Source organism: Wolbachia endosymbiont (group A) of Urophora cardui (assembly GCF_964028435.1).
GTDB lineage: Bacteria > Pseudomonadota > Alphaproteobacteria > Rickettsiales > Anaplasmataceae > Wolbachia.
The window spans coordinates 976,001-989,167 of the sequence record NZ_OZ034774.1 but is presented as its reverse complement, the minus strand read 5'-3'; the positions used below and the strand labels follow the sequence as shown (position 1 = coordinate 989,167).

Here is a 13,167-nt window from a genome sequence, read left to right as displayed (position 1 = left end):
ATCACAGTGAATTTACGCAGCTAATTTAAATTTAGCCATACCTATATCAGTAAATTTGTTCAATAAGTAGCACTTAATTAACAGCTCTTTTTCACGATTTACCTCTGATTTATTTTTCAAGCCAAACCCAAATATTTGCTTCAACCTATAGAAAAAGACTTCAATATAAGACCGTGCTCCATACTTAACTTTTTTCTTCCATTCATTAATACCATCTTCATAATTCTCATATGACCTAATTCTACTAATATACTTGTTTCTTTCTGATAAGTAGTCAGCTAAACAAATTTTAGTATCCTTCCTAGGGCGAATAATAGGCACAATATTGTATTTTCTGCATTCTTTATACACACTTTTTATATCATAAGCCGCATCTGCTCGAATAGAACAAATGTTATATTTATCACTGACTTCTTCTAACATATCGCAGACCGGCAAATAGTCTACAGCAACACCACTAGTGTAGTTCATGCTTATTGCTTTCTTATCATTTATGTTTAAAACAACATGTAATTTTCTTACTTGACCATAACCACTGTATTTTCTTTTTCGAATATTAAGCTTACTATGCCCACCGTTCTTATTGTAGATACTAACTCTAGTGCTATCTACGGCAATTTCAACATTTTCCAGATCATCTTTATTGCTTCTATGGTCATCAATCTTCAAATTAAGCTTTTTAAATCTTCTGGAAGCTTGTGTATAGCTGATAATCTTAAGTTTTTTGCCTATTTGTACCATATAACCTTTTACAAAACCTACAGCTTGTCTCAAGCCAATTCTAAAAAGATGAACTATTATGTGTATTAAAATTACAACTTTATCACTATAAGTGTTATTGCCACCTGCAACTTTTGGACTATTTTCATACCAATTTTCTATGGCTTGATTAACAAAATGAAAAACATTTCCTCTTTTTTTGAGAAACTCGTTATATTCTCTTTGGTTACTTACTCTCATTTTTTGTGGCATAAGTTGTACTTGTTTGAAAAATGCCTATTTTACAACAAAATGCGTTAGTAGCCATATATTAAAAAGCTTTTCTTCTTACAATAACCTCAACCAACACTAGCTATGCAACAAAGCCATCCATAATGAGCGGTATTTCAACTGTTGCAGCAGTGCCTTGCTTTGGCAACTCAGCATATTTAACATCAATTGGATAGCCAAAATTGCGATTAAAATAAACGACGTTAACTTTATTGTTTAAATCCAGTTGACTAATATTAACAAGTTTTGAATTGTTACTGAAAACCGTTTCACCAATTGGCATTACAGTTGTAACTCCCCTGCCCTTTTGGACAAATTTCAGTTTAGAGCCCTGCTCAACCACATCAAAAAAAATAGCAACTTTGCAGCATTTTAATAATTGAACGTACGGGTTGCTGGTCATTTATTACATATCCAGACAATAACCCTTTGACGCCACCTGTATCGAACTGATTGCTTTTTAAACCTGTTTTTTGTAACAGATCCAATAAAACATCGGAAATATTAAGCTGTGAAAGCTTTCCCTGAATCCAATGTCCTGTCTGCCAATTATGGCAGTCAGTCCACACATCACACAAATTGGGAAAGTAAGGAAATGGCCTTGCATCCCATGCCCAGAGAAACATTTTTTCTACCATTTCTGAGCTTTGCCACTTCTTTAGCGTTCCTTCAATTGCAATTTTTTGTGAAAGAAAGCTCACCTCTCCGTTTGAATATCGTGGATATTTGCTCTCTATGCTGCCTTTGTCAACAAACACATTTGGCTCATTAGTGCAGCCGTTCATACTGGGAAATCCATATTCAGTAAACCATATTTTTTTCATTTTTGGTTGCCATTTTGTTTTACTACCACCGGGGTTTATGTGAGTTTCACTCCACCATTTCTCTATATTTTTCCACGCATACCTGCTGTCGTTATACTTTACTTTTTCAGGCTCACTTTTTGAGTAATCATAGAAATAATCATACCCCACTCCACTGCTCCAACCACCCATTACATCTTCCGCAGAATAGCCAAAAGGAGGCTCTGGACCATCAGTCAGTGGAAAATAAGCATCTATGCCAACAACGTCGATGTACTGTGAAGACCACAGTACATCCATATTATACCAACCATCATATGAGTGGTATTCGCTCCAATCCGCAGCGTAAGTTACTGTTACTTCTTTTCCAAGATCAGGTTTTATCTGCTTTGCAAGCTTAACTAGCTCTGCCACTGCAGGGTAATTACCTTTTTCATCTCTGATTTTGGTAAGTTCAACAAATTCAGAACCAATGATAAACCCTTCCACTTTAGTTTGTTTGGCAATGCTTGCATAATGCTCTATAAATTTGTTGTACTGATTCTTAAAAAAATCACTTATATCCCCAGGAGTCCCGCTCAATCTTCCTCGCCACTCTTTGTTCTTTGTATCAAGTAAGGGCATCGGATAGAGCATCACCTTGTAGCCTCTGCTGTGTAGCTCTTCTATATATCTTATTAGCGCTGAATCACTAACTGTGCCACCATATCTTGGGTTTCCATTATCGTCTTTTGAAATTAGCTGAGCATCATCTCTGGTACTACTTCCTACTTGCCAATCATCAGGTAATATTGCGGAATCATCTTGAAATTCAACTGCAGGGTATATTTTACAATCTTTAATGTTCACAGATCATTCACAAACCAATTGACTACTACCGATACCCACTCAACATTTGGTAAATCTCCCTTTAATTGATCCAAAGAAAGCACTGCATCGCTCTTTTTAGTGTGGTTGTTATGATTTACCCTTTGTGCCAGCCCATATGGGATATATTGGTTGCTGCTTATTTTCTCTTGCGCGATTTTCTTCTGTATTTTTGTATCATATACAAACTCTCCTGAGCCTGGTATTATATTGATATTCTGAATATTTTCTACTACTGAAAATCCGCTAGGCTTTAATATAGTCTGCACTTCAAATGTGAATACCGGAACGCGGTTATTATAGTCTGCTAAAGGAAAATTCTTGATGACTATGTAAGATATTCCCCTATAAGCCGGCACACCTTCGATTGACGACATAAATGGATCAGGATTTTGGTCTTCTGTACCGCGGTAAAAAGTATAATCTATTTCATCAAAGCTAAGTGATGTTGTATCTGCCCAGATTCTGTTTAATTTTTCTACTTTCCCCTTGCAGATCGCAATTGCAAGCGTTGCATAGTAATTATACTCAACATTCATACCTCTTCCAATTTTGCTTTTGGTGGTTATCGCCTCTTCTTTTATTGGCTGTGACCAAATAATGTTCCCTGCAATGCGAGCAGTGCCATAGATAATTGGTATCGTCCTTCCATAGGTTGAGGTTTGAACTTGCAGATTTTTTAGTCTCGCACCATGCGTTACTTTCTGCTCAGCATCAAGGCTAAACATCGCACCATCAAGCTGCGCACCAAGAAGAGCACCGAGTTCTGAGCCGATAATCCGGCCAATTGGACCAAAAATGCTGCCTGCTTGACCAAAAATTGATGATAAAACTATTGTAGACATGATAATCCTCCTTTTTGTTTCTATAGTTAATGTAGGCTCTACGTCATGCCGCCACGAACCGTCATACCGCGATTCATTCGCGGTATCTCTTAGCATAGATTCCGCTAACTAGTAGCGGGATGACGAGCTTATCGTTATGCCGCCGCGAACCGTCATACCGCGATTCATTCGCGGTATCTCTTAGCATAGATTCCACTAACTAGTAGCGGAATGACGAATTTGTCGTTTTACAGCCACTTGGATGACAATTTGCCACTAAATAGTAGGAAATTCAATAGCTTACAATGAATAGTTGAAGTTTTTAATTAAGAAAAGCACATGAGTAAATCGTGTAGCTATAATTATTGTAAGCAACAATGAAAAAGTGCGGAAGTAGAAATTTGAGTTGACAAAATAAGAAAAAATATAGTATATTAAAAATATTGATACTAACTTAAACTAATTATGCCAGCAGTAGTAAATACACCAGACAACATACAAAGACCGTCAAAATTAAAAAAAGCAAAAGAAATTCTGCTAGCTCCTGTAAGGTGGCTAATCACAGGTTTATTTGTAGTACTTTTTATAATATTTTTTATTCCTCCCCTGGTGTTTTTCTTAATCGCCAAGGTATTGAGTAAGCTATATCTTTTTGCAGGAGGCAAAAGAATTGAAGCATTTATGGAGGCAGCACGTATCCCACAAACAACGCATGATACTAATGTAAATGATGCAATTAATATTAACGTTCAAAAGCTAAAAGAAAACTATGGCGAGCCTGATGTTGATGATAAGTTTATAGAGGAAATAGAAGGATTTATTGATCAGTTAGAGTGCATAGCAAATGGCACACAAAAAGCTGCAGATAAAGATCAACTTAGAGAAGATGAGAAAAAACATGCACTTGAGTGCTTGGAGCGTATAAAAAATAACCCTGATACACATAGTGGAAGCGGGTTAACATTGAAGCAAGTTTTAAATTTAGCTTGGAAGGCTTGCAACGATCAAACTAGAGCAAATGCTGATCATAATATAGATATTAATACCCGCATATCACAGAGAAAATATCAACTGGTTAAACATTTAGTAGAATCGCAAACAGAATACGGAGTGCGTGGTGGTCGTGGTTCAAGTGCATGTTTTACTGGTACCTTCAACAGTATTGTCTCTTCCTTGTACATTTTTGAAGAGTTTTCCTTCTTGCAAAAAGCAGATAAGAATACTATAAAGCAGGAATTTGAAAATGAGCTGCAAAAAAAGGGAGAAGAACTATTTAATCAGCTTTCCAATGATAAAGAAAAAAAAGAAGTTGCAGAAGCTTTAAGTAATCCTTCTACAAATTTCTTTTCAAGCTATGTAGAGTCATTTAAAAACCACTCTGCACGTGCAGTTTTAGGTGATAAAGAATGCGACAAATTAGTTAAAACTTATCTTAGTAATCTTCAGTACAATAGCACAATATCTTGCTTTACCTAAAGTAATCACTTTACCAGCGGCAAAGTGATACCATGCTGATTCATATATTTTCCTTTCATATCATCATATGATTTTTCACACTCACTTTCGCCGCTTAAAAATACGAATTGGCATGCGCCTTCATTAGCGTAAATTTTTGCAGGAAGTGGGGTGGTGTTTGAGAATTCGAGTGTGACATGACCTTCCCATCCAGGTTCTAAGGGAGTAACGTTTACTATAATTCCACACCTTGCGTAAGTTGATTTACCAACACAAATGACCAGTACATTTCTTGGTATACGAAAATATTCCACTGTGCTTGCAAGCACAAAGCTATTTGGTGGAATTATGCATACGTCTGTTTCTTTATCTATAAAACTATTCTCAGAGAAATTTTTAGGGTCCACGATGGCTGAATTAACGTTAGTAAAAATTTTAAATTTATTATCCACTCTTGCATCATACCCATAAGACGATAGTCCGAAAGATATAACACCTTTGCTGCTTTTGTGATCCACAAAAGGCTCTATCATTCCAAAATTTTCAGCTTTTTCTCTGATCCATTTATCTGGCATAACTGCCATAATTGCCCCTTAAAGTTGTGTAATACTTACAATAATATAAAATAAAATTTAAATGTAAACTGTAGCTTTTGTCATGCAAGTAGCTTGTATCAAATCACAATGTTCATACAATTATGCGCATGACGCTGGGATGACAATGGATTATTAACTAACAAATTGTACATGGTAAATGATGTCATTCCAGTCTGGAATCCAGAAAACTTAACTTTACACCAGGTAATAAGAACTGGATCCCAGTGTCTGGGCACTGGGATGACATCCTCCTAGTGGAAATTGCTCTCAAATCACAATGTTCGTACAGTAAGCTGCTTGCAGACACCATTGTTACAATGTTCATGCAATTGAAATAGCGGTCAATTGGATTAGCTATAGGTCAATCACAAGAGAAAATTAAAGCTTTTCAGTTTGATTTTTTATTACAATAATTAGATTTATGTTCTTAACTAAAAATAATGCTTAGAAACTTTCTCCTGATTTTTGTATTCGTATTATTCACGCCGCTGTCAAATGCTGATGCCAGGAAATACATCAGAATTGTTGGATCTTCAACCGTTTTTCCTTTTATCTCATTTGTAGCCGAGGAGTTCAATCGTGTATTCTCTTTTAAGACTCCAGTTGTGGAATCGATAGGAAGTGGATCAGGGTTCAAAATGTTTTGCTCAGGAATAGGGGAAGACACGCCAGACATCACCACTTCATCTTGCCCTATGAAGGAAGTAGAAAGAGAACTATGTAAAAGAAATAAAATTAATGAAGTGATAGAGATCATCATTGGCTATGATGGAATTGTCATTGCAAATTCAAATCAAAGCCATAGATTTGATTTCACAAAAAAGGACTTATTTGAAGCTTTATCTGCATATTCTCAAGAAAATGATAAATTAGTAAAAAATAATAAGAAGTTTTGGTCTGATGTAAATCAAGCCTTACCAAAAACAGAAATTGAAATTTATGGTCCACATCAAAATACAGGCACATACGAAACTTTGGTTAATTCTATTATGTTCAATCAATATTCATGCATGAACTCGAGAATTTTCAAAGAGAATTATAAAGATCAGGAAGAAAGAAAGAAAGCATGTGGTAATATAAGGGATGACGGAAGGTATATAGAAGTTGGAATTAATGAAAACATAATAATACAAAAATTGAAAAGTAACAAGAACGCTTTAGGGATATTTAGTTTTAGCTTTTTAATGAGGAATCAAGATAAAATACAAGGGAGCACAATTGCAGGAATTGAGCCAACTTACGAAAATATATCATCGGGAAAATATATATTAGCAAGACCTCTATACCTTTATATAAAGAAAGAACACCTGGATACTGTTGATGGATTAAGAGAATTCATAAAAGAAATTATAGATTCGATCAGCATTGAAGATGGGTACCTATCTAGGCTTGGTCTAATCCCACTTTCAAGTGAATATATAAAGAAAGCTTCAGCAAAGGTTTATGATATAACGTGACGGCAACACTTCCTTCTCCTGTCATCCAAGCAGCCTCCTTTTTTTGTCATCCCAGTGCGTGACACTGGGATCCAGACTTTAATTATTATACTCGTAAATAAGTGTAATAGATAATGGTCCTGGTGAGAAAAAAGTTCACCTCAAATGCAGTATTTTTGTTGAAATAGCTCAACTGGATGCCAGTGTCACGCACTGGCATGACACCATTTGTTGTAAACTCACTTTTATGGTTATCTTTTTATACTACCTTGTCTACCTTATTTTGTCGCTTTCCTGAACGGATACATATTCTTTGTCTAGCGTAGTCAGACCCCAGCGCAGCGCGCTGGGATGACAATGGATTACTAATTAGGCAGTTCTTGTTTTGTTGCAACACTGAGAAAGATCTGGGTCCAAGCTTTTCGTATTTGGGCTTTCTGATTTCTCACAAAACTTAGCAATACCAGCACCCATTAATATAACTGCTGCCAAAACTGTTAAAGCCAGTGCAACTACAGGATACGCTAGCACATAGGCTGCAACAGCACCAGCTACGCATAGTCCAGTAACACCTAGAGCAATCTTCCCTTTGTGTTCACTCCAGAAGTTTGTATCGTTCTTTTCTGGGGTTTTGTTATCTGCTTCATTTGTTAATTCAGGGTTTGCGGTGTTAATTACTGGGTTTTGACCTAGATCAGTGTCATCTATACAAGCATTAAGTTCATCATTCTCAAACAGATCATGATTGATTTCTTGTGAAAATCGAGTCGCATACTCTTTATCCCATGCTATCTGATCATCAGCCTTGGCATTATCTAGTGTATCTTTACTAAGTTTTTCCTCAAATTTTTGAATCAAATCTTGAAAGCATTGCTCACCTACTCCAGGTATTTTAGCAAAACGTTTTTGTGCCTTTACAAGTTTACTCATTACATAGTTATTTCCACGGTGCTCATACCCAAGGAGCTGTGGAGAAGCAGCATTAAACATTAATTCAAAGATTTCTTTTATCTTTTCCACATCTTCTTGGTTCAATTCTTTACTATATTTAACTTCCAGAGGATAAACTAAAAAGGCATCTACGTCTCCATCAACCCAATATACTATTCGATCTAAAACACTTTGTACATTTTCACCACAATTCTCTAATGCTGCTTCAACTTGATTAACATTAAGACTTTTTATTGCATCTCTTAGTATTGAACTAAGATCCATTACCCTCTTGTGCTCTTCCATTTCTTGAATAACTGTTTCAAGAGCAGGTATGTCACTAAGGACAGTTTCTCTTAGAGAGTTTTCAAAACTCTCTATTGCATGATCACACACAGAATCACGAATTTTTTGATTAGTTTTCTGCCAAATTAGTTCAATGATCTTTACGCTTTTTTCAAATTTTTCTTTATCTTCAACTATCGTTAAGGCGAGTAATAGCAAAATATAAAATGATATCTTTTTCACTAGTCGGAGCTCCCTCGTGTCTCAAAGCTGCTTGTATATCATCATTTTCATTACTGTTGAATATTTCCTGGACCATTTTAAGGTTGTTCTCGCTGATTGCTGTAATTAATGAAGTTTGAATTTTTTGTTGTATGTCAGTTAATTCAGTCATATTTTACCTCTATTTTCTATAAAGTTTAATTATCATATATATTTACAAGTAAGTCAAGTATATTGTTAATAACTGTTAATAAAGGCCAACAAAATGCTTGACGTTAGAGTAGCTTTTATGGCTTTGTATAGCGAGGAAATAACTCTATGAAAAATCATCAACGTTTACAAACTTTACGTTCAATTGTATTTATTGTGGGAATATTCCTATTGTTATTTAGCTTAGCAATGCTTATTCCTGCTATTACTAATAAATGTCTCAGCTACGAATGGAAAAATTTTCTCGCTGGATTCATAATTACCTGCACATCTGGCGTAATTTTTATTTTACTCGGTAAATTAAATGGCATGCAGGCAATTTTTGCAATTACTAGTTGCACCTGGATTGCCTTGTCTTTGTTTGCAGCTATTCCTTTCTATTTTGACAATCTGAGCTATGTTGATGCATTATTTGAAACGATATCTGGCATCACAACCACAGGGGCAACTATATTTAATGATATTGAAAAACAATCTCCAGGAATACTGCTATGGAGAGCAATGCTACATGGCATGGGGGGTTTTGGTGTAATCACTTTAGGAATTGCAGTTTTTCCTATGTTTAAGATTCTCAGCCTAAATAATTTACTTTATTCTGAATATTCAGATGCTACAAAAAGGAAGTTGCCGAACACGCGAAGCGTAGTAATTCATATTACAGCAATATATTATGGCCTAATTTTGTTATGTATATTTTCCTATTATCTGGCTGGCATGCCACTATTTGACGCAATATGTCACGGAATGTCCGCTGTATCAACTGGTGGATTTGCTAACTATAATGATTCTATAGGGCACTACAATAACCCTATGTTAGAAGTCATAACGATCATTTTTATGATTTTGGGTTCTCTGCCTTTTTTTAGCTATTTAAAAATCATAAGACGGTTAGACATTTGCTATGATGAACAGGTCTCTTACTTTGTTAAGATAGCTATTGTTTCATCTTTATTTGCTTGTTTTTGGTTGTATCAAAATGTTGATTTAGGAGTGTCATTATCATTTAGATACAGCACGTTTACCATCACCTCTTTAATTACGTCAACTGGTTATGCAATCTGTAATCATATAGATTGGAGCTTCATTTCAGTCTTAGCTTTTTTTCTAACCTTTGTTGGTGGATGTAGTGGTTCTTCAAGTGGTGGCATCAAAATCTTTCGTTTGATCATTTTTCTAAAGTCTATAGGAAATCACTTTCGCCTTTTATTAAACCCAGGTGCAGGTAATAGGGTAAAATTCAACGGAAAAACCCTGGAGAATGATGAAGTTCACTCTGTCTTTATATTTTTTGCAATTTTCATGTTAACGTTTACCATTTCATCAATAGTGATGTCTTACTTAAGCAATGCAGACTTTATAACTAGCATCAGTTCAGTCTCTGCAACGCTTACAAATTCTGGCCCGGGATTTAGTAATTTAATAGGCCCTTCAGGTAACTATTCTTCTTTCAGTAATGAAGTAAAATTATTTTTGTCGTTTTTGATGCTGCTTGGTAGACTTGAAATATTGCCAATCTATTTTTGTATAGGTAATTTATTCTTATTTAATAGAAAGAAATAGTTGGTAAAGTTGTGAAACTTGATATTATAGCTAAACTGACTTACGACAATTTGAAAAACCGTCATTCCGCTACTTGTTAGCAGAATCTATACCGCGAATAAATCTACAGATGTACGAACATTGTCTATCAGGAGGGTGTCATCCCAGTGCCCAGACACTGGGATCCAGGAATTTTATTAAGTTGGTAAGCATAAAAGTAGCCATTTTATGTAAAAATACAACATTTTGATGATTATGAAAAGGCTAGATTCCAGTGTCAAGCACTGGAATGACACCATTCGCTGTACAGTTTACCTTTAAAAATGAATGTTCGTACAGCTATGGAATAAATCGCGGTATAGCTATAGATAGTATCAGCTGTTTAATAAAAAGATCGTAGCTAAACCAAGAAACATAAGAGCTGAGAGAATATCAGTTGTTGCCGATGTTAGGATTGAAGAAGAAACTGCAGGGTCAGACTTTAAACGGTGAAGCATTATAGGAATGAAAGTTCCGATGAACGTTGCAATAATTGACATCATAATCATGGAGACCACAAAAATCATCTCCACTTTGAAATTGTGAAATCTTATTGCTAATACTACGAGTGAAATGGTAGATAAAATTACCCCGTTTATAAGACCTATTAAAAATTCTTTCATCAGTACTCTTTTTGCATTTTGCTCAGTTAGATATTTTGTTGCGATTGCCCGGATGGTTAGCGTTACTGTTTGGGATCCTGCATTTCCGCTCATTGATGCAATTATCGGCATGATTATTGGCAGTACTATAAAACTTTTTATTACATCATCGAAAAAGCCAACTACTATGGAACACATTGTTGCAGCTAAGAGGTTAAACAGTAACCAAGGTAGCCTTTTAATTATAGTTTTATGTATAGGGGCATTTATATCGGCTTTAGAAGATACACCGCTTATTTTGAGTACATCCTCTTCTGTTTCTTGTTGAACAACTTTTATCACATCTTCAATTAAGATCACACCAATAATTTTACCATTCTTATTTACTACCGGAGCCGATAATAGAGAGTAATCTTTAAATATTCTTGCTACTTCCTCTTGGTCTACTCCAGTTTTAATGATTTTTATGTCATGATCCATTATCTCTTTTATTATTGTGTCTCCTGAGTGAGATATTACCTTATTTAAATTAACACTGCCTATAGGCTCTAATTTTGAGTTGATAATGAATATCTGGTGAAATCTTTCTGGTATTTTTTTATAGTTGCGCAAGAATTCCATTAGCTGATTTATCGTCCAATAATATGGAGCTATAACCACATTTTTATGTATCAACCTTCCTGCACTTTCTTCTGGGTATGATAACAACTCCTCTACTAATTTTTGAGTTGCATTGGGTAAGTAGTTAAGTATGTTTTCTATAGACTTTCTATCCAAATCTTTCACTATGGTTACTATATCTTCTACATCAAGGAGCATTAGTAACTTTGCTGTATTTTCTATTCCCAATGTTTCTATGATCTCTCTTTGTAAATCTGGCACTACATGCACTAGGGCATCACTTAACAAATGTTGATCGAGGATATTAACTAATTTCTCCCTGTGATCACTGATTGAAGTAGATAAAAAATAAGCTAACTGAACGCTATCTATCGTTTTTACAATATTACAAACATTTTCTAGCTCCTCGTTATCAAGTGACTCTATTAAGTCATCAATAGCCTTTTTGTCTAAACCATAATGAGAACTTATTTTAATATTCATTACTTTACCTTATTTTTTAATAAATATACACACTTGATTTCCTTAAACATTAAAGTATAATGAAATTATTTTGAATTAACTATCATATGGTTAAATTTCTATTTTGTTTGCTGTTATTGTTAGTAATAGTAAATATATTAAAATCTAAAGTATAATGAAAACTTATTCAGAAATTTTCGAATACTTTCAAGGCTTAAATAAAAGTATTTCTCTTATCAGGAGGTGTCTTTGACATAGAAAAATTAAAGTTGCGTCTTGAAGAGCTGGATTCCCAAGCGTCGAATGATAATCTGTGGCAAGACAATCAAAAGGCACAAGAAATTTTAAAAGAACGTTCTAAAATTAAGCATGACGTAGAGTTGTTTTTAAAGTTGGAAAGCGATTACAACGATGCCATTAGCTTAATGAAGTCTGCTATTGATGAGAATGATGAAGAATTTTTCTCTGAAGTTGAAAGTGAATTAGCTAAGCTAGAGAAATTAATCAAACTTAAAGAGACAGAATCCTTATTTACTGGTGAAGCAGATAACAATAACTGCTTTTTAGAAATCCACTCAGGAGCTGGTGGAACAGAGAGCAATGATTGGGCTGAAATGCTGATGCGCATGTATGTAAGATGGGCAGAAATTTATCACAACTTTAAAGTTGAAGTTGTAGAAAAATTAGAAGGAGAGTCGGTTGGTATAAAGTCTGCAATGATAAAAATCGTTGGAGAAAAAGCTTATGGGTGGGCAAAAAGTGAAAGTGGAATTCACAGGCTGGTTAGAATATCGCCGTTTGATGCAAATGGTAAACGTCATACCAGTTTTGCAAGTGTAGGAGTAACTCCAGTGATAGAAGATTCAATTGATATTGCTGTGGATGAAAAGGATCTAAAGATCGACACCTACCGTGCTTCCGGAGCAGGCGGTCAGCACGTGAACAAGACTGAAAGTGCGGTACGCATTACGCATATTCCAACTGGTGTTGTAGTTCAATGCCAAAATGGTCGTTCTCAACACAGAAATAAGGATGAGGCGTTAAAATTACTTAAAGGACGTTTGTACCAAATTGAACTGGAAAAAAAAGAACAAAAGATGGCTGAAGAATATGGTAAAAAATGCGATATAGGCTGGGGCAATCAGATCAGATCGTACGTTATGCATCCATATCAAATGGTGAAGGATTTAAGAACTGGACATGAAGTGGGTAATATAAATTCTGTTTTTGATGGTAATATAGATTGTTTCATAGTTAGTGTGCTTACTAAGCAAAATTAGGTAGGG

12 protein-coding genes are annotated in these 13,167 nt (G+C 35.1%); 4 read left to right on the top strand and 8 right to left on the bottom strand.

The genetic code is table 11. The features are described from left to right. Positions 1-12: 12 nt before the first annotated feature. The 4 genes from ABWU38_RS04685 to ABWU38_RS04670 all read right to left on the bottom strand — a co-directional run bounded on the left by ABWU38_RS04685 (position 13) and on the right by ABWU38_RS04670 (position 3,505). Positions 13-972 (bottom strand): IS5 family transposase, encoded by a 960-nt coding sequence (locus ABWU38_RS04685; RefSeq protein WP_353272271.1) that lies wholly within the window; start codon positions 970-972, stop codon positions 13-15. A gap of 100 nt (positions 973-1,072) precedes the next feature. Next, on the bottom strand, positions 1,073-1,393 hold the full coding sequence (locus ABWU38_RS04680; RefSeq protein WP_353272570.1) for a phage tail protein: 321 nt from the start codon (positions 1,391-1,393) through the stop codon (positions 1,073-1,075). Next, positions 1,335-2,642, bottom strand: a complete 1,308-nt coding sequence (locus ABWU38_RS04675; RefSeq protein ID WP_353272569.1) for a glycoside hydrolase TIM-barrel-like domain-containing protein — start codon at positions 2,640-2,642, stop codon at positions 1,335-1,337. Before ABWU38_RS04675 ends, ABWU38_RS04680 begins: the two co-directional genes overlap by 59 nt. Beyond that, entirely contained in the window at positions 2,639-3,505 is an 867-nt protein-coding gene (locus ABWU38_RS04670) for a hypothetical protein (RefSeq protein WP_353272568.1), read from the bottom strand. Before ABWU38_RS04670 ends, ABWU38_RS04675 begins: the two co-directional genes overlap by 4 nt. 444 nt (positions 3,506-3,949) lie before the next feature. Between ABWU38_RS04670 and ABWU38_RS04665 the strand changes: the two genes are divergently transcribed. Continuing rightward, positions 3,950-4,960 carry a hypothetical protein gene (locus ABWU38_RS04665; protein WP_353272567.1) on the top strand — a complete coding sequence of 337 codons (1,011 nt, stop codon included), beginning with the start codon at positions 3,950-3,952 and terminating at the stop codon, positions 4,958-4,960. 5 nt (positions 4,961-4,965) lie between these two features. On the opposite strand, the gene dcd is transcribed toward ABWU38_RS04665, so the two are convergent. Together dcd and ABWU38_RS04655 are read right to left on the bottom strand one after the other, a co-directional pair. Beyond that, positions 4,966-5,523 (bottom strand): dCTP deaminase, encoded by a 558-nt coding sequence (dcd, locus tag ABWU38_RS04660; protein ID WP_064125494.1) that lies wholly within the window; start codon positions 5,521-5,523, stop codon positions 4,966-4,968. Between the two features lie 175 nt (positions 5,524-5,698). Then, on the bottom strand, positions 5,699-5,860 hold the full coding sequence (locus ABWU38_RS04655; RefSeq protein WP_264688080.1) for a hypothetical protein: 162 nt from the start codon (positions 5,858-5,860) through the stop codon (positions 5,699-5,701). A 115-nt stretch (positions 5,861-5,975) separates the two neighbouring features. Here ABWU38_RS04655 and ABWU38_RS04650 point away from each other — a divergent pair, with 115 nt between their 5' ends. Continuing rightward, a complete protein-coding gene (locus ABWU38_RS04650) occupies positions 5,976-6,992 on the top strand; it encodes a substrate-binding domain-containing protein (protein WP_353272566.1) in 1,017 nt (338 codons plus the stop codon). A gap of 348 nt (positions 6,993-7,340) precedes the next feature. Here ABWU38_RS04650 and ABWU38_RS04645 read toward each other — a convergent pair whose 3' ends face one another. Further along, positions 7,341-8,429 carry a hypothetical protein gene (locus tag ABWU38_RS04645; protein WP_353272565.1) on the bottom strand — a complete coding sequence of 363 codons (1,089 nt, stop codon included), beginning with the start codon at positions 8,427-8,429 and terminating at the stop codon, positions 7,341-7,343. Between the two features lie 297 nt (positions 8,430-8,726). Between ABWU38_RS04645 and ABWU38_RS04640 the strand changes: the two genes are divergently transcribed. Next, the gene (locus tag ABWU38_RS04640; protein WP_353272564.1) at positions 8,727-10,178 is read left to right on the top strand and encodes a TrkH family potassium uptake protein; all 1,452 of its coding nucleotides are present in this window, start codon (positions 8,727-8,729) and stop codon (positions 10,176-10,178) included. 353 nt (positions 10,179-10,531) lie between these two features. Here ABWU38_RS04640 and mgtE read toward each other — a convergent pair whose 3' ends face one another. Next, positions 10,532-11,902, bottom strand: coding sequence for a magnesium transporter (mgtE, locus tag ABWU38_RS04630; RefSeq protein ID WP_353272563.1), 1,371 nt, complete (start codon positions 11,900-11,902; stop codon positions 10,532-10,534). Positions 11,903-12,056: 154 nt separating this feature from the next. Here mgtE and prfB point away from each other — a divergent pair. Further along, positions 12,057-13,161, top strand: a protein-coding gene (prfB, locus tag ABWU38_RS04625) for a peptide chain release factor 2 (RefSeq protein WP_253308929.1) whose coding sequence is annotated in 2 segments (ribosomal slippage) — positions 12,057-12,131 and positions 12,133-13,161 — 1,104 coding nt in all. Because the reading frame shifts where the segments join, the coding sequence is not laid out codon by codon here. Positions 13,162-13,167 lie beyond the last annotated feature (6 nt).